Origin of the sequence: Bradyrhizobium sp. AUGA SZCCT0105, assembly GCF_018129565.1 — a bacterium.
Classification (GTDB): domain Bacteria; phylum Pseudomonadota; class Alphaproteobacteria; order Rhizobiales; family Xanthobacteraceae; genus Bradyrhizobium.
Window position 1 is genome coordinate 1,864,152 of the sequence record NZ_JAFCMK010000001.1, and the last position, 16,399, is coordinate 1,880,550.

Annotated in this window: 17 protein-coding genes; 9 read left to right on the forward strand and 8 right to left on the reverse strand. The window is 66.4% G+C overall.

What is annotated here, in order from left to right:
* The first annotated feature begins 1 nt into the window (after position 1).
* Together JQ573_RS08415 and cobJ are read left to right on the forward strand one after the other, a co-directional pair.
* Positions 2-733, forward strand: a complete 732-nt coding sequence (locus JQ573_RS08415; RefSeq protein WP_212310898.1) for a precorrin-2 C(20)-methyltransferase — start codon at positions 2-4, stop codon at positions 731-733.
* On the forward strand, positions 730-1,464 hold the full coding sequence (gene cobJ / locus JQ573_RS08420; protein ID WP_212310897.1) for a precorrin-3B C(17)-methyltransferase: 735 nt from the start codon (positions 730-732) through the stop codon (positions 1,462-1,464). The genes JQ573_RS08415 and cobJ overlap by 4 nt, the downstream gene beginning before the upstream one ends.
* On the opposite strand, the gene JQ573_RS08425 is transcribed toward cobJ, so the two are convergent.
* Entirely contained in the window at positions 1,440-2,189 is a 750-nt protein-coding gene (locus JQ573_RS08425; protein ID WP_212310896.1) for a cobalt-precorrin-6A reductase, read from the reverse strand. The two genes, cobJ and JQ573_RS08425, sit on opposite strands and share 25 nt — an antisense overlap.
* On the opposite strand from JQ573_RS08425, the gene cbiE reads away from it, so the two are divergent.
* From cbiE to cobF, 6 genes are read left to right on the forward strand one after another with little or no spacing between them, the layout of a single operon-like run.
* The gene (gene cbiE / locus JQ573_RS08430) at positions 2,188-3,369 is read left to right on the forward strand and encodes a precorrin-6y C5,15-methyltransferase (decarboxylating) subunit CbiE (RefSeq protein ID WP_212310895.1); all 1,182 of its coding nucleotides are present in this window, start codon (positions 2,188-2,190) and stop codon (positions 3,367-3,369) included. The two genes, JQ573_RS08425 and cbiE, sit on opposite strands and share 2 nt — an antisense overlap.
* Positions 3,366-3,734 carry a cobalamin biosynthesis protein gene (locus JQ573_RS08435; RefSeq protein WP_212310894.1) on the forward strand — a complete coding sequence of 123 codons (369 nt, stop codon included), beginning with the start codon at positions 3,366-3,368 and terminating at the stop codon, positions 3,732-3,734. Before cbiE ends, JQ573_RS08435 begins: the two co-directional genes overlap by 4 nt.
* A complete protein-coding gene (gene cobM / locus JQ573_RS08440; protein ID WP_212310893.1) occupies positions 3,731-4,516 on the forward strand; it encodes a precorrin-4 C(11)-methyltransferase in 786 nt (261 codons plus the stop codon). The genes JQ573_RS08435 and cobM overlap by 4 nt, the downstream gene beginning before the upstream one ends.
* The gene (locus JQ573_RS08445; protein WP_212310892.1) at positions 4,513-5,823 is read left to right on the forward strand and encodes a cobyrinate a,c-diamide synthase; all 1,311 of its coding nucleotides are present in this window, start codon (positions 4,513-4,515) and stop codon (positions 5,821-5,823) included. Before cobM ends, JQ573_RS08445 begins: the two co-directional genes overlap by 4 nt.
* Positions 5,820-6,548, forward strand: a complete 729-nt coding sequence (cobA, locus tag JQ573_RS08450) for a uroporphyrinogen-III C-methyltransferase (RefSeq protein ID WP_212310891.1) — start codon at positions 5,820-5,822, stop codon at positions 6,546-6,548. Before JQ573_RS08445 ends, cobA begins: the two co-directional genes overlap by 4 nt.
* Before the next feature lie 7 nt (positions 6,549-6,555).
* Positions 6,556-7,305, forward strand: a complete 750-nt coding sequence (gene cobF / locus JQ573_RS08455; protein ID WP_212310890.1) for a precorrin-6A synthase (deacetylating) — start codon at positions 6,556-6,558, stop codon at positions 7,303-7,305.
* Between the two features lie 37 nt (positions 7,306-7,342).
* Here cobF and JQ573_RS08460 read toward each other — a convergent pair whose 3' ends face one another.
* From JQ573_RS08460 to JQ573_RS08470, 3 genes are all read right to left on the reverse strand, one after another.
* The gene (locus JQ573_RS08460) at positions 7,343-7,537 is read right to left on the reverse strand and encodes a hypothetical protein (protein ID WP_212310889.1); all 195 of its coding nucleotides are present in this window, start codon (positions 7,535-7,537) and stop codon (positions 7,343-7,345) included.
* Between the two features lie 354 nt (positions 7,538-7,891).
* Positions 7,892-8,398 (reverse strand): YkgB family protein, encoded by a 507-nt coding sequence (locus tag JQ573_RS08465; RefSeq protein WP_212310888.1) that lies wholly within the window; start codon positions 8,396-8,398, stop codon positions 7,892-7,894.
* Positions 8,399-8,429: 31 nt separating this feature from the next.
* Complete coding sequence (locus JQ573_RS08470; protein WP_212310887.1) at positions 8,430-8,966, reverse strand: carboxymuconolactone decarboxylase family protein; 537 nt, start codon at positions 8,964-8,966, stop codon at positions 8,430-8,432.
* 130 nt (positions 8,967-9,096) lie between these two features.
* Here JQ573_RS08470 and JQ573_RS08475 point away from each other — a divergent pair, with 130 nt between their 5' ends.
* Positions 9,097-10,083, forward strand: a complete 987-nt coding sequence (locus JQ573_RS08475; protein ID WP_212310886.1) for an AraC family transcriptional regulator — start codon at positions 9,097-9,099, stop codon at positions 10,081-10,083.
* Between the two features lie 53 nt (positions 10,084-10,136).
* On the opposite strand, the gene JQ573_RS08480 is transcribed toward JQ573_RS08475, so the two are convergent.
* The 4 genes from JQ573_RS08480 to JQ573_RS08495 form a co-directional block, all read right to left on the reverse strand.
* Positions 10,137-10,811 carry a peroxiredoxin-like family protein gene (locus JQ573_RS08480; RefSeq protein ID WP_212310885.1) on the reverse strand — a complete coding sequence of 225 codons (675 nt, stop codon included), beginning with the start codon at positions 10,809-10,811 and terminating at the stop codon, positions 10,137-10,139.
* A gap of 165 nt (positions 10,812-10,976) precedes the next feature.
* Entirely contained in the window at positions 10,977-11,855 is an 879-nt protein-coding gene (locus JQ573_RS08485; RefSeq protein WP_212310884.1) for a LysR family transcriptional regulator, read from the reverse strand.
* A gap of 96 nt (positions 11,856-11,951) precedes the next feature.
* Positions 11,952-12,878: a response regulator transcription factor gene (locus JQ573_RS08490; protein WP_212310883.1), complete on the reverse strand. Its 927-nt coding sequence runs from the start codon at positions 12,876-12,878 to the stop codon at positions 11,952-11,954.
* Positions 12,868-16,236, reverse strand: a complete 3,369-nt coding sequence (locus tag JQ573_RS08495) for an ATP-binding protein (protein ID WP_212310882.1) — start codon at positions 16,234-16,236, stop codon at positions 12,868-12,870. The genes JQ573_RS08490 and JQ573_RS08495 overlap by 11 nt, the downstream gene beginning before the upstream one ends.
* Positions 16,237-16,399: the final 163 nt, after the last annotated feature.

Below are 16,399 nucleotides of genomic sequence, written 5' to 3' on the forward strand. Positions count from 1 at the left end.
GATGGGACGCATCATTTGTTGCGGGCTCGGCCCTGGCGATCCGGATTTGATGAGCGTGCGTGCCGACCGCATGGTGCGAGCGGCGAAGCATGTCGCCTATTTTCGCAAGAAGGGGCAACTCGGGCAGGCGCGGCGCATTGTGGAGGGTTTGCTCGCTGCCGGCGTCAGCGAATATCCGATGGAATATCCGGTCACCACGGAGATCGCTTTCGACAGTCCGGACTATGCGCGGCTGCTTGCGGGCTTCTACGACGAATGGACCGAGCGCCTGGTGCGACTCGCACGCGCGGTCGACATCGTCGTGCTGTGCGAAGGCGACCCTTATTTCTACGGCTCTTTCATGCACCTGCATGCGCGCCTGCAGGGGCGGGTCGAGATCGAGGTGATCGCCGGCATTCCCGGCATGGTCGGTTGCTGGAACGCGGTCGGCCAGCCGATCGCGCTTGCCGACGATGTGACCACCGTGCTGATGGGCACGCTGCCGGAGGCTGAGCTCGCGCAGCGGATGCGCAGCTCCGACGCCCTTGTCGTCATGAAGACCGGCCGCAATCTGACGAAGATCCGCCGCGCGCTCGCGTCCGCAGGCCGCCTCGACGATGCATGGCTCGTCGAACGCGGCACCATGCCGGATCAGCGCGTCGCCCGGCTCGCCGATCTCGCTGAGGCCGACTGTCCGTATTTTGCGATCGTGCTGGTGCACGGGCAGGGCCGGCGCAGGGAGGCGGGGCAATGACCGGCACGCTGACCATCGCGGGACTGGGGCCGGGCGACGAGGCGCTGATCACGCCGGAGGTCTCCGCTGCGCTCGCAGTGGCGACCGACATCGTCGGCTATGCGCCGTACGTGACCCGCGTGCAGCCGCGCGATGGGTTGACGCTGCATCCCTCGGACAATCGCGTGGAGCTGCAGCGCGCCGGCGAAGCGTTGCGGCTTGCATCCGAGGGACGCCACGTCGTCGTGGTGTCTTCAGGCGACCCCGGCGTGTTCGCGATGGCATCCGCCGTGTTCGAAGCGCTGGAGGACGCGCCGCAATGGCACGACCTGCCGATTCGCGTTCTGCCCGGTGTGACCGCGATGCTGGCGGCGGCGGCGAGTGCCGGCGCGCCGCTCGGACATGATTTTTGCGCGATCAACCTGTCCGACAATCTCAAGCCATGGCCGCTGATCGAGCAGCGCCTGCGGCTCGCGGCCGAAGCCGATTTCGCGATCGCGATGTACAATCCGCGCTCGGCTAGCCGCCCTCATGGCTTTGCGCGGACGCTCGAGATTTTGAAAGAGACGGGCTGCGGCGAACGCATCGTGATTTTCGCGCGCGCCGTCAGCACGCCCGAGCAGCGGATCGAGACCGTCGAACTGCGCGACGCGAAGCCCGAGATGGCCGATATGCGGACGCTTGTGATCATCTGCAATTCGACGACGCGGCGGGTCGGCCGCTGGGTCTATGCGCCGAGGCAGGTCCGATGAACGAGCCATGCCATCACCTCGCTCACGCTTTCGACCCGCGGCCGCTCGGGCAGCTGCGGCCGTGTGATCATGATGATGGGAAGGCCAAGCGCGCGGGCGGCGACGATCTTGGCGCGCGCGCCACCTCCGCCGGAATTGCGGGCGACGATCCACGCGATAGAGCGCGCCCGCATCATCGCGAGCTCGTCGTCGAGCGTGAACGGGCCGCGCGATACGATGACGTCGGCACCGGGCAAGGGCAGCCGCTCGTCGGGTGGGTCGACGAAACGCAACGTGTAGGCATGCTGCGGCCGGGCGCTGAAGGGCGCGATATGCTGGCGGCCGATCGCGAGGAACACGTTGGCGCGGCTGTCCGGCAACGCCGCGACCGCCGATACGACGTCCGCGACCTCGATCCAGCGATCGCCGGAAGTTTTGTCCCAGGGCGCGCGTTCGAGCGCGAGCAGCGGCGTTGCGGTTTGCGCGCAGGCGGCGACCGCGTTGCGGCTCATCTCGGCCGCGAAGGGATGCGTCGCGTCGATCACATGCGTGATGCCTTCGCGACGCAGATAGTCGGCAAGACCGCTGACGCCACCGAAGCCGCCGATCCGGGTCGGCAGAGGTTGTTCGGCAGGAGCGGCGGTGCGCCCGCCATAGGAATAGACTGCGTCGATCCCTGCGCGGGCGATCGCAACGGCGAGCGAATTGGCGTCGGCCGTTCCGCCCAGGATCAGGGCGCGCATCATGGGTAGTCCCTGGCTGACCATCATCGGCATCGGCGAGGATGGCCTTGCTGGGCTCTCCGACGCAAGCCGAAAGGTGCTGCGTGAAGCCGAAACTATTTTCGGCGGTGAACGGCACCTCGCGCTGGCCGGGATCACCGACCGCGGCCACGTCTGGCCGGTGCCATTCGATGCGGAGATCGTGCTCGAATGCCGGGGGCGACCGACTGTTGTGCTCGCCTCGGGCGATCCGTTCTGGCACGGCGTCGGTGGCAGCCTTGTCGGGAAATTGCAGCCCGGCGAATGGGTCGCGCATTCCGCTCCGTCGACGTTCTCGCTGGCGGCGGCACGTTTGGGCTGGCGTCTCGAGAATGTCATCTGTCTCGGTCTTCATGCCGCACCGTTCGAACGGCTGTTGCCGCATCTGGCGCGTGGTGCGCGGATCGTTTGCCTGGTACGCGATGGCAAAGCGGCTTCCGATCTCGCGCGATGGCTCACGGAGCGGGGCTGGGGTTCGTCGGCGATGTGGACGCTTTCAGCGCTTGGCGGACCGGGTGAATCCATCACGCAGCATCGGGCCGACGGCTATGCCGGCGATTCCGGCGACAGTCTGGTCACCGTTGCGCTGGAGGCAGCGGGATCGCAGGGGATCGCGCGCAGTTCGGGACTTCCCGACGCACTCTTTGCGCATGACGGGCAACTGACCAAGCGGCCGGTCCGCGCGCTGGCGCTGTCGGCGCTTTCGCCGCGGCCTGGTGAGCGGCTGTGGGATATCGGCGCCGGCTCGGGCTCGATCTCGATCGAATGGGCGCTGTCCGGCGGGACGGCGATCGCCGTCGAGGCCCGCGGCGAACGGGCCGCCAACATTCGCAGCAATGCGGCAAGCTTCGGCTTAACCCACCGGATCACCGTCATCGAAGGCGATGCGCCCGGCGTCCTGTCGAACCTCGAAGCGCCTGATGCCGTGTTCATCGGTGGCGGCCTCGATGCTGATATGTTCGATGCCATCTGGTCGCACATCGCGCCGGGAACGCGGCTGGTCGCCCACGCAGTGACCCTGGAAACCGAGGCGCTGCTGTCCGATCTGCATCAGCGCCACGGCGGCGAATTGATGCGAGTGGAGATTGCGCAGGCCGAGCCGTTGGGGCGGTATCGCTCCTGGAAAGCCGCGCGGCCGATCGTGCAATGGAGCGCGGTCCGATGAAAGTCGCGGGTCTGGGGTTCAGGAACAATGCCAGTGTCGCGTCCTTGCGCGAAGCCCTCGATGCGGCCGGCGGGCCCAACGGCCTTGCGGCGGTTGCGACGGTGAGCGACAAGGTCGGTGCTGTGGCATTGCAGGCGTTGGCACAGGAACTGGGATTGCCGATCCGGGGCATTCCTGCGGCCATGCTGGCTGAGATAGAAACCGCGACACAATCCGAACTCATCAACGCCAGGTTCGGAACGGGTTCGGTCGCCGAAGCCGCCGCGGTCGCGGCCGCCGGGAGCGGTGCGCGCCTGATTTCGGCGAGGGCCGTGTCGCAGGATCGGATGGCCACTGCAGCGATCGCGGAAGGAGACGGCGAATGACGGTGCATTTCATCGGCGCGGGGCCGGGCGCTGCCGACCTTCTGACCTTGCGCGGCCGCGATCTCATCGCCGCTTGCCCGGTCTGTCTCTACGCCGGATCGTTGGTCCCCGAGGGCGTGTTGGCGCATTGCCCGAAGGATGCGCGCATCGTCAACACGGCGCCGCTCTCGCTCGACGAGATCATCGCCGAGATCGCTGCGGCGCATGCCGAGGGCAAGGACGTGGCGCGGCTGCATTCGGGTGATCTCTCGATCTGGTCGGCGATGGGCGAGCAGCTGCGCCGGTTGCGCGCGTTGCAAATTCCCTATTCGGTCACGCCAGGCGTGCCGGCGTTCTCGGCGGCCGCTGCGGCACTGGAGGCCGAACTGACGCTGCCCGGCCTTGCGCAGTCGGTGGTGCTGACGCGCACGCCGGGTAGGGCCAGCGCGATGCCTGATGGCGAGACGCTGGCGGCCTTTGCCGCGACCGGCGCGGTGCTCGCGATCCATCTCTCGATCCATCTGCTGGACAAGGTCGTCGCCGAGCTCACGCCGCACTATGGCGCGGATTGTCCTGTGGCAATCGTCTGGCGCGCGAGCTGGCCGGAGCAGCGCATCGTGCGCGCCACGCTTGCGAGCCTCGATGCCGCGGTCGGCCCCGAGCTCGAACGCACCGCGCTTATCCTGGTCGGCAAGACGCTCGGCGCCGGCGAATTCGCCGAGAGCCGGCTCTATGCGGCCGATTATGACCGCCGCTATCGCCCGGTCGGAGCGGAGCCGCGCTTTCCGGGATCATCGCGATGACCGCGGGGCTCGTGATCTCTGCACCGGCATCTGGTGTCGGCAAGACGACGCTGACCCTGGCGCTGGCCCGCGCCTATCGCAATCGCGGGCTGACGGTGCAATGCCTCAAGAGCGGGCCGGACTATATCGATCCGGCCTTTCACGCGGTCGCAACCGGACGCGCATCCGTCAACATCGACAGCTGGGCGATGGCATCAGACGCGATCGCGCATCTGGCGGGCCGTGGTGCGGACGCCGATCTCGTGCTGGCCGAAGGCTCGATGGGATTGTTTGACGGCGTCGCAACGCGCGGCGTCTCGGGTACCGGCGCCACCGCCGATATTGCCGAGATGATGGGATGGCCGGTGCTGCTGGTGATCGACCCCTCCGGCCAGGCACAGACCGCGGCGGCAGTGGCGGCGGGATTGCGCGATTTTCGCGCCGGCGTGCGGCTCGCGGGTGTCGTTCTTAACCGTGTCGCCAGTGCGCGGCACGAAGCGCTGGTGCGCAGTGCCATGGCCGGCGCGGGCATTCCGGTATTGGGTGCGCTGCCCCGTCACGCCGAGATCGCCTTGCCCAAGCGTCATCTCGGTTTGGTGCAGGCCGAAGAGCAGGTTCAGATCGATGGCTTGATCGACGAGGCCGCGCGCTTCGTCGTCGAGCATGTCGATCTCGACGCCGTGCTGCAATCGGCGCGCCCCTGGTCGCCGCAATCGGCCGCGCGCCGCCTCGACATCACACCGCCCGGCCAACGCATTGCGCTCGCGCGCGACGCCGCATTCTCCTTCGTGTACCCGCATACGCTGGAAGCCTGGCGCGCGGCCGGCGCCGAGATCGTATCGTTCTCGCCGCTCGCCGACGAAGGCCCCGACGTGGACGCCGATGTGTGCTGGCTGCCCGGCGGCTATCCCGAGCTGCATGCCGCGCGGCTTGCTTCCAACACGCGATTTCTTGGGCAATTGCGCGCCTTTGCCGAGGCGAAGCCGGTGCATGGCGAGTGCGGGGGTTACATGGTGTTGGGCACCGCGTTGACCGATGCAGAAGGCGTGCACCATGAGATGGCGGGATTGCTCGGTCTTGAGACCAGCTATGCCAAGCGGCGCATGCATCTCGGCTACCGGCTCGCCGAGCTCGCCGCGGCGATGCCCGGGCACGGTCCCGGCGCACGCCTGCGCGGCCACGAGTTTCATTACTCGACGATCATCGCGCAGCCGGACGCGCCGCTCGCGGTGGTGCGCGATGCGACCGGCGCGATCGTGGCCGAAACCGGATCGCGGCGGGACAATGCAACGGGTACATTCTTCCATCTGATTGCGGAGGACCGGTGAGCGGATTCGTTTCCTTCGTGTCGGCCGGCCCCGGCGATCCCGAACTCCTGACCATGAAGGGAGCCGCGCGGCTGCGCGAGGCCGACGTGGTGCTCTATGATGACCTCGCCTCGGGCGCGATCCTCGATCTCGCGCGCTCCGGCGCCAATCTTGTCGCGGTCGGCAAACGCGCCGGCCGTCTCTCGGCGAAGCAGCATCATGTCAGCCGGCTGCTGGTCGACTACGCGGCGGCGGGCGTGCGCGTGGTGCGCCTGAAATCCGGTGACGCCGGCATCTTTGGACGGCTCGAGGAGGAGATCGAGGCGTTGCGCGCGGCCGGCATCGGCTACGAGATCATTCCCGGCGTGACCTCGGCCTCGGTCGCCGCGGCGCAGGCCGGCATTCCGCTGACGCGGCGGCTGACCTCGCGCCGGGTCCAGTTCGTGACCGGCGCCGATGTGACAGGCGAGTTGCCCGCGGATTTGAATTGGGCGGCGCTGGCCGATCCGGAAGCGACCACTGTCGTCTATATGGGCCGGCGCACCTTTCCGGCCTTGGCCGCAAGGCTGATCGCACATGGCCTCGCTCCCGAGACGCCTGCGCTGTTGGCGGAGTCGCTCGGCCACGCCGACGAGCGGCTTGTCCGCACCACGATCGCAGAGCTCGCCGAACGGCTCACGCATGCAGGCGCTGCCACGGCGGCTGCCGTCATTCTGTTCGGTTCGCTGGCGCCGGAGCAAGGTTGATACGGCCATGTTGATGCTTTCGCTGATCGGTATCGGATGTGGCGATCCGCAGCAGCTCACGCTTGCTGCGATCGCCGCCATCAATGCCGCCGACATGGTCCTGATCCCACGCAAGGGGACCGCGAAGTCGGACCTCGCCGACTTGCGCCGAACGATCTGCGCGGAGGCGTTGAACAACGACCGCACGCGCATTGCCGAATTCGACCTGCCGATGCGTGACGCCGGCGAGGCGGACTATCGCAAGGGCGTCGACGATTGGCACGATGCGGTCGCTGCGACCTGGTCACAGGAAATCGCGCGCCATCTCGGCGGCGAGGGCCGCGTCGCCCTGCTGATCTGGGGCGATCCCTCGCTCTACGATTCGAGCCTGCGGATCGCGCAACGGCTCGATCCGTTGCCATCGATCGAGGTGATCCCGGGCATCACGTCGATCCAGGCGCTGTGCGCGGCGCATGCGCTGCCGCTCAACGAGATCGGCGAGCCGTTCCTGGTCACGACTGGCCGGCGGCTCCGCGAGGCCGGTTGGCCCTCCGGCGTCGACACCATCGTCGTGATGCTCGACGGCGGCGCCGCATTCGAGACGCTGGATCCGGAGGGCTTAAAGATCTGGTGGGGCGCCTATCTCGGCATGCCCGATCAGATCCTCATGGTGGGGGAGTTGGCCGAGGCGGGCCCTCGCATCGTCGCCGCGCGCCGCGATGCGCGGGAGCGGCACGGCTGGATCATGGACAGCTACGTCCTCAAGCGGCGATCGTGATCGAGGGATTGCGTCGGCCGTCCACGCAGCGGGGCGGTTATCCGGTCTTCAACCCGCGAATCGAGGGTTGGATCGTCAGGCGGTAGGCCACGAGCGTGTCGCCATCGAACTGCTCGAGGGTTGTGTCGCAGACGGGGCAGCGATACTCGCCCTTGCTTCCCGATCCGGATGCCAGCTCAAGGCGCCGGAATCCAGCCCCGCAGCGCGGACACGTGACGTCGTCCTTCTTCATCAACTCACCCCAGAACAACACCGGCGGTATTTTGTAACCTAGACCGCACGGCAGAACTATGGTCATGGCCGGGAGAGCGACCGATCATTCCTGCATGGCAACGCCGATGCGATCGAGATCGAACATCCGGGGTCGCCAGTCCGATCCCGCACAGGAACGGACCGGCAACTGCGACGCATTCCGCAAACTCAGCAACAGCTTATGGCGTGGCGTCGAAGCACGATCCGACTTCGCCCGCACCGCAACAATGGCTGCGATGTCGCGACGCCCGCGGTCTCCCGGTCCCCGATCAACGCGCGATCGCCGGCGAAACGCAGGGTTCGCCGGCGATCCATCGCCATCGGCGGACGTCACCTATCGCCGCGTCAGGCGAACCACGTCCTGCCTCAGCAGGTAGAGCGACACGGCGAGCAGAACGACGTCCTTCATCAGGAAGGGCACGTTGCCGGTCATTGCAGGGAAGCCTCCTGCGGCAACGTCCCAACCATCAGGCATGAACGGGATGATGGTGACGGTCGCGATGAAGGTGCCGGTCGAGCCGAGGGCGCCGAGCACGCCGAGGCGCTTGTCCCAGAAGCCCGCCAGCAGCAGCGAACCGAACGTCCACTCCGAGGCGCCGAGGAAGTAGCTGGCGCCGGCATGGCCGAAGACTGGATACAGCCACCAGATCAGCGGCCCGTTGCTGATGAACGGGACCAGCCGTTCGAATTCGTACGGAAACCACTTCTGGTAACCGAAGAACAGGAACATGATCACCATCGCGGCGCGGACGACGTGGTAGTCGAGATCATCCGCAAGCAGGCCCGACCTGTAGAGTGCGCGGACAAGCGGATTCTGTGTGGTGTTGGTAAGCGTGGTCATGGTCGTGATCCCTTTGTGTGGCGCGGTCGCACTAGGCGACCGCGGGGAAGTCGATGTCGGTGTCGTTGATGCGGTTGAAGACGTTGGTGAAGACGATGGTCGCGAACGCCAGGCTGATCTCGACCAGCTGCGCGTCGCTGTAGCCGGCGGCCTTGATCGCGGCGAAATCCGCGTCGCTGACGGTGCCGCTCGACTGCGCGAGCTTACGGACGAAATGCACCAGCGCATCGCGCTTGGCGTCACCGGTCGGCGCGCCGTCGCGGATCTGCTTGAGGACGTCCGCGTTCACGCCGGCGAGCCTGGCGAGATGGGAATGCGCGGCGACACAGTAGTCGCAGCCGCCGGCTGCGCTGATGACGAGCTTGATGATCTCCCGATCGCGCTTGGAAAGGCTTCCGCCGGCGAGCACCGCATCGGCGGCGAGCATCGACTTGAGCGCGGCCGGGCCGTGGGCGGCGATCGCCGCGTAGGCGTTCGGGACGCTGCCGGCCGCCTTCTTGATCTGGGCGTAGATCTGGCCTGACGGGCCGGTATCGGTTTCGAGATTGGGGACTGAGAGACGGGACATGGTGGCACTCCTTGTTGGGGTTGGTGAACGATTGCGGAGTGACAATAGGATCGAGATGTGAGACATTGAATGTCGATTAGGCGCGCATATATGCTCAATCGTCTCAATCCGGTCGCTTTGGGGGACTGCCATGGATTGGCTCAGCCGGCTGTTCGCGATGATGCCGGTGCGTGGGCGGCTCGATCTGCGTTGCAGCTACAGCGTGCCCTGGCGCATCGACCAGGGGCCGGGCGCGTCCAACGAGATCCCCTATCATGCGGTGCTTGCCGGCTCGGCGATCCTGGACGATCCCGCAGGCGGTCGGCCGTTGCTGCTGAAGACCGGCGACATTCTCCTGCTGCCAGGCAACCCGCGACACGTGATGCATGACGGCAGCGGGGCGGCACCGCTGCCGGCGCGCAACCGGGCGGCACAGAATTTCACGATCAGCGAAAACCTGGGTTCGGACGAACGGCTTGATTTGCTGTGCGGACACTTCGCGATTGCACCCCCGCACGACCGTCTGCTGCGCACCTATCTTCCGCCGCGTCTTGTCGTGCATGCCGGCCCGCGCACGGGAAAGGGAACGGCCGCACAGCTCGCCGGGCTCGTGTCCCTGATGCGCAGCGAAACGGCCGACGATCATCTCGGCGGCCGCGCCATGCTGGACGCGTTGTCCACGGCGATGTTTGCGCTTGTGCTGCGGCTTGCGAGTGAGACCGATGACAGGTCACACGGTCTGCTTGCACTGGTCGGCGATCCCCGCCTTGCGCCGGCGGTGGCGGCCATGTTCAACCAGCCTGCGCGCGCATGGTCGCTGCCGGAGCTGGCGCGTCTCTGCAACATGTCGCGCGCCACGCTTGCACGGCAGTTCCAGGAGAAGCTTGGGCGATCGGCCAGCGATCTGCTTACCGATATCAGGATGACGCTTGCGGCGAACGAGTTAAAGAGATCGTCGCGTTCGACCGGCGCCGTTGCGGAGATGGTCGGCTACCAGTCCGAGGCCGCCTTTCAGCGCGCCTTCAAGAGCCATATGGGCGTGACGCCGGCGCAGTGGCGAAAGGTGCAACCGTCAGAGCCGGATGCTGTGGCGAGTGTCGCCGCACCGGGTGATCCGGAACGCGCCGCACAAGCTTGACCCACGTCGGGCAGCGGCCGATGGGCGATCGCCACCGGCCGCACTGCGCGCTGTCATGCCTTGACGGCGGCGGCTTGCTGGAGAACTGCGATCATGTCCTCGGGCTCCGGGCGGCGGGTATAGTCGGGGTTCACCTCCGAGTAGAGGATCACGCCGTCCTGTCCGATGACGTAGCGGGCCGGCATCGGCAACGTCCAGCTCGGATCGTCGTTGAAGGTCGGCAGATCGTTCTTCAGCTGCTTGTAGAGCTCGACCAGATAGTCGGGCAGACGGAAGCGCAGTCCGAAGACGTCGCCGATCTGGCCCTTCGCGTCGGACAGGATCGGGAAGGAGAGCTTGTTCTGGCGCACCGACTTCCGGCTGTTCGGCGCGGTCTGCGGCGAGATCGCGACCAGCGACGCGCCGTATTTGTCGAATTCCGGCTTGGCGGCTTCGAGCGCTTGCAGCTCCATGTTGCAATACGGGCACCAGACGCCGCGGTAGAAGCTGAGCACCAGCGGACCGCGGTTCAGCAGGTCGGCCGAGTTGACGACATTGCCGTCGGGATCCCGGAGCGAGAAAGCAGGGGCGACATCGCCCGCCTTTTTGGCGCGCTGGGCGGCACCGGATGCGATCAGCTCCGCGGTGGCGCGGTGCATGATCTCGATGACGGCTGGCGGAACGTTGTAGGGCGGCTTTCCGGCTTCGAAATCGGCCTTGAAAGCGTCGAGCTTGGCTTGCAGCGACATGGCGGTTCTCCTTTGCTTCTGCGTGGTGGACGGCAGCGCCGTCCGTTTGTTGAAATCACACGCAGGAAGCTAACGGAGATGGCCGCGCAGGGTAGCGCTGCCGCTGGACTAGCGCTTATTCCTGGCCGGAATAGGCGCGAACTGCTTCAACCGGCGGATGACGCGTCATGCATTGAAGCTGCGCTCGAAGAAGTTCACGAATGCGCGGGCCTTGGCAGTCGCGGCGCGCCCGGTCGGAAGCACGGCCCAGAGATCGAGCGCGGGCAGGCTCCACTCCGGCAGGACCGCACGCACCGTGCCCGCTTTCAGTTCGGGGGTGAACATCCACTCCGAGGCGATCGCGAGCCCGGCATCGGCGAGCACCGCAGCCCGGACGCCTTCGGCCGCGGTGACCCGCAACCGGCTCCGCACCGTGACGGCAAGTTCGGTGCTCTCGCGTTGAAAGGACCACACGCTGCCCTCGCGGAGATAAACGACGGCCTGGTGCCGGCTCAATTCGCTCGGCGCGGCCGGCGTGCCGGCGCGGTCGAAATAGGCCGGCGTGCCCAGTACGAGGCGCTTGCATCTGGCGACACGGTGGGCGGTCAGCGCCGAATCCGTCATCTTGCCCATCCGCAGTGCGACGTCGATGCCTTCCTGCACGAGATCGATCTGGCGGTCGTCGAGCGCGACTTCGAGCTCCAGCTCCGGGTGCTGCGCGAGAAACTTCGGCAACATCGGAATGAGATGGATGCGGGCGAAGGTGACGGCGGCGCAGACCCGCAATCGGCCCTTGAGGCCGGCTCCGGCGCCGCGCGCCGCGATCTCGGCCTCGGCCGCCTCTTCAAGCGCGCGCCTGGCGCGCTCGAGATAGCCGAGCCCCGCTTCGGTCGGGGTGAGGCCATGGGTCGAACGCGTGAGCAGCTTGACCCCGAGAAATTCCTCGAGCTGCGCGACCGATTTCGAGACTGCCGGCTGGCCGACCCGGAGCTGTCGCGCCGCTCCGGAGAACGAGCCGGTCTCGACCACCCGCACGAACGTCTCCATCGCCGCCAGACGATCCATGGCTATTCTCCGCAGGAATGAGCGATCATGCCCATCCTGTCACGGTCCGAGGCGATTGGCCATTTCCAGACGTGCGCCGGCAGTGGAGCCGGCAGGCTACGACTTGCGATGCCTCGCATTGACCGCGATCGCGGCGGCGGCGGTGCGGTTCTCGACGCCGAGCTTGGCGTAGATCTGCTCGAGGTGCTTGTCGACGGTGCGCGGGCTTAAGCCCAGGATCTGCGCGATGTCGCGGTTGGTCTTGCCCTTGGAGAGCCAGGACAGCACCTCGCCCTCGCGGGTGGTCAGGCCGAGCTCGCTGGAGAACTCGGCCGGCATGTCGCCACTGGTGTCCTTGGCCAGCCGCAGCAGGAATTCGTTGGGCCCGAGCTTGCCCATGAACTGCAGGCGAAGCTGCTCGCTGCCGGGGAATGGCGCCACCGTTGCGGTCTTCCCTCCGGCTTTGCCCTTCTGCGCCTGTTCAAGCCATTGCGGCATCGGCTCCGGCAGCACGAAATTGTCGGCAGCGTCGGCGAGCGTATCCGACAGCAGCCGCTGTGCCTGCGGCGTCGCCCACAGTAGCGCGCCTGAGCTGTTGACCGCGAGCAGATAGCGGCCGGAGACGTCCAGCGCGGCGCGGGCGCTCTGCGTCATCCGCGCATTGGCGAGATGCACCCGGATGCGCGCCAGCATTTCCTCGACCACGATCGGCTTCGTGACATAGTCGACGCCGCCGGCCTCCAGCCCGCGCACGATGTGCTCGGTTTCGGCCAGCCCCGTCATGAAGATGATCGGGACGCCGTCGAGCCCGGCGTCGCGCTTCAGCCGCCGGCAGGTCTCAAAACCGTCCATGCCGGGCATCACGGCATCGAGCAGCACGATATCGGGCGTGATCTGGTCGACGATGCGCATCGCGGAGGCGCCGTCGAGTGCGACCATCACGGTCATGCCGGCGCCGTCGAGCGCGTCGGTCAGCAGGCGCAACGTCTCGGGCGAGTCGTCGACGACGAGCGCGACGTCGCGCTTTCGCTGTTCAATGGTCATAGCTGTGCAATGTTTTCAACGTCGCCATATATTGATCAAGATCGAACCGGTCGATCAGGGTGCGCATCTGGCCGACGAAATCGGCATGTTCGGGACATTCGTTGCCGATCTCGTCGAGCTTGAGCTGGATCGCCCTGATATAGCCGAGCTGGCCGAGGCTGATCAGCTCTTCGACATATTTCACCGGCGGGCGCGAACCAGTGTCGGGCTTCCATTGCGGGGGCGGAATCTGCTCGGCCTCATACTGCCACTCGATCTTGAGCAGCTGGCGGATGCTCTCGAGCAGCCGCGGGATATCGATCGGCTTCATGAGGTAGCCGTCGTGGAACGGTTGCGCCAGCGGCGCGCCGTGGGCTTCCAGCGCGCTTGCCGAGATCATCAGAATTCGTGCCTGATGATGGCCTTCGGAGCGCAAGGTTTCAGCGACCGTCCAGCCGTCCATGCCCGCCATCGAGATGTCGAGCAGGAACATGTCCGGCCGGCAATGCTGCGCGAGGGCAAGGCAGCCCGGTCCGTCCGGTGCACTGAGCAGGATGAAGCCGAGTGGCGCCAGGATCTCGCGCAGGAGGTCGCGGTGGGTCGGGTCATCGTCGGTGATCAGGATCGTCTTGCGCGGGCCGTGATAGCCGTACACCGGAGCGTCGACCGGCGCATCGCGGCGTGGATTGGTGACCTCGGAGAGCAGCAGCTTGACGCGGAAGGTGCTGCCGGTGCCGACCGTGCTCAGGACCTTGATGTCGCCGCCCATCACGCCCGCGAGCAGGCGGCTGATGGTGAGGCCGAGCCCGGTGCCGGTCTGCGGCTGGCTGACGCCAAGCGCGCCGCGCTCGAACGGGGCGAAGATCCGCTCGAGGTCGTCGGGCTGGATGCCCGGCCCGGTATCGATCACCTCGAACTCGGCGACCGGGCTGCGATAATGCACCACGAATTGCACCTTGCCGGTCTGCGTGAACTTGATCGCGTTCGAGAGCAGGTTGATCAAGATTTGCCGCAGCCGCTTCTCGTCGGCATAGACCACGACCGGCAGCACGGCCGGCCGCCTGAACACGAAGTCGATGCCCTTGGCCGCGGCCTGCAGGCGGAACATGCCGACCAGCTGCTCGAGGAAATCGTTCAGCCGCACTTCGTCGCGCGACAGATAGAGCCGGCCGGCCTCGATCTTGGAGATATCGAGAATGCCGTCGATAAGTCCCGACAAATGGTCCGCGCTGCGGCGGACCACGCGTACTTGCCCGCGTGGCCGCACCGGGAGACTGTCGTCCTGCTCCAGCAGCTGCGCGTAGCCGGAGATCGCATTGAGCGGCGAGCGAAGCTCGTGGCTGAGGCCGACGACGTATCGGCTCTTGGCGAGATTGGCGGCCTCGGCCACTTCCTTGGCGCGCTGCAATTCGGCATCGGTGCGCTTGTGGGCGTCGATCTCCTGGATCAGAAGCGTGGTCTGCCGGCGGGTTTCGTCTTCCGCGGCACGCCGGCTCTGTTGCGCCAGCACGAACAGCCACGCGACGACGCCGATGATCAGGGTCAGCGCAAAGAACACCTTCCACAGCACGTCGGCCAACAGCTCATTGGCATGCACGGCCGCGGTGGTCTGCAGGTAGATCAGCCCGAGCACCAGCGCCACGAGACCGGCCGAGACCGCGAACACGCCGAGGTAATGTCCGAGTTGCGAGTTGATGCGGGCGTAGATCGGCTGCGGCATCACCTTGCCCAGCGCGTCCGAGACTTGCGCGCCGATCCGCCCATGCGGCTTGCAGAGGTCGTGGCAGCGGGCGTCGAGCGAGCAGCACAATGAGCAGATCGGGCCGGCATAGGCCGGACAGGCGGCCATGTCCTCGGGCTCGAACGCATGCTCGCAGATACAGCACTGGATCGATTCAAGGTTCTGCCAGCTCCGCTTCGGCTTGCGTGCGATGTAATACTTGCCGTCGGTCGCCCACGCAATCAGGGGCGCCGCGATGAAGGCGACCGCAAGCGCGACGAAGGCGGACAGCGCCTTCGCGGTCGGGCCGAACAGGCCGTAGAACGCGCTGATCGAGACCACGGTCGCAATCGTCATGGCGCCGACGCCGACCGGATTGATGTCGCAGAGATGGGCGCGCTTGAACTCGATATGCTGCGGCCGCAAGCCGAGCGGCTTGTTGATGACGAGATCGGCGACCAGCGCGCCGACCCAGGCGATCGCGACATTGGAGTAGAGCGCCAGCGTCTGCTCCAGCGCCTTGTAGACGCCGATCTCCATCAACAGCAGCGCGACGACGACGTTGAACACCAGCCACACCACGCGGCCGGGATGCGAGTGGGTGAGGCGGGAGAAGAAGTTCGACCAGGCGATCGAGCCGGCATAGGCGTTGGTGACGTTGATCTTGACCTGCGACAGGATCACGAACGTCCCGGTCAGCGCCATTGCAAGATCCGGTTGCGACAGCACGTAGCGGAAGGCTTCGAGATACATGTTCGCGGGTTCGGCCGCGTGCTCGGCCGACACGCCGTGGCTGAGCGCAAAGAAGGCCAGGAACGAGCCGGCGAGCAGCTTGAGCGCGCCGAGCACGATCCAGCCGGGACCGGCGCTGAGCAACGCGATCCACCAGGCCTTTCGCGAGGTGCGGCGGTCGCGCGGCAGGAAGCGCAGGAAGTCGACCTGCTCGCCGATCTGCGCCACCAGCGCGAACACGACCGAGGCCGCCGTGCCGAACAGCAGGAGATCGAGGTTGCCCGCGGGATCGCCGTGCTCGCCGGCGAACTTGCGCCACTCGGTGAACGAATGCGGATTGGCCCAGGCGATCGCCGCGAACGGCATGATGTGGAGGATCACCCACAGCGGTTGGGTCCAGAGCTGAAAGCGGCTGATCAGCGTGATGCCGTAGACGACGAGCGGAATGATCACGACCGCGCTGATCAGGTAGCCGATCGGCCGCGGGATGCCGAAGCACATGTCCAGCGCGCTGGCCAGGATCACGGCCTCGATCGCGAAGAAGATGAAGGTGAAGGAAGCGTAGATCAGCGAGGTGATGGTCGAGCCGATATAGCCGAAGCCGGCGCCGCGGGTCAGCAGGTCGATGTCGATGCCGCTTTTCGCGGCATGGTAGGCGATCGGCAGTCCGCAGAGGAAGATGATGACGCTGACGACCAGGATCGCCGCGGAGGCGTTGATCGCGCCGTAGTTCAGCGTGATGGTGCCGCCGATCGCCTCGAGCGCAAGGAAGGAGATCGCGCCGAGCGCGGTGTTGGCGACGCGGGCGGCGGACCAGCGCCGCGCGCTCTTGGCGGTGAAGCGCAGCGCATAGTCTTCCAGCGTCTGGTTGGCGACCCATTGATTATATTGGCGCCTGACGCGGTCAATCCGCTGCCGCCCTGCCACTCGCTCTACTCCTGGTCCACGATGCTCTGATCGCGGGCAAATCCCGTACCAAAAACCTACGTCGCTATTTTGCGGTGCAGTATACGCGATCTCACGTATCAGTGCGCTGCACAAAAGTGAGCAATCCTCGCCCGATCAATAAGCGTTCTCGAACCAATGGGGT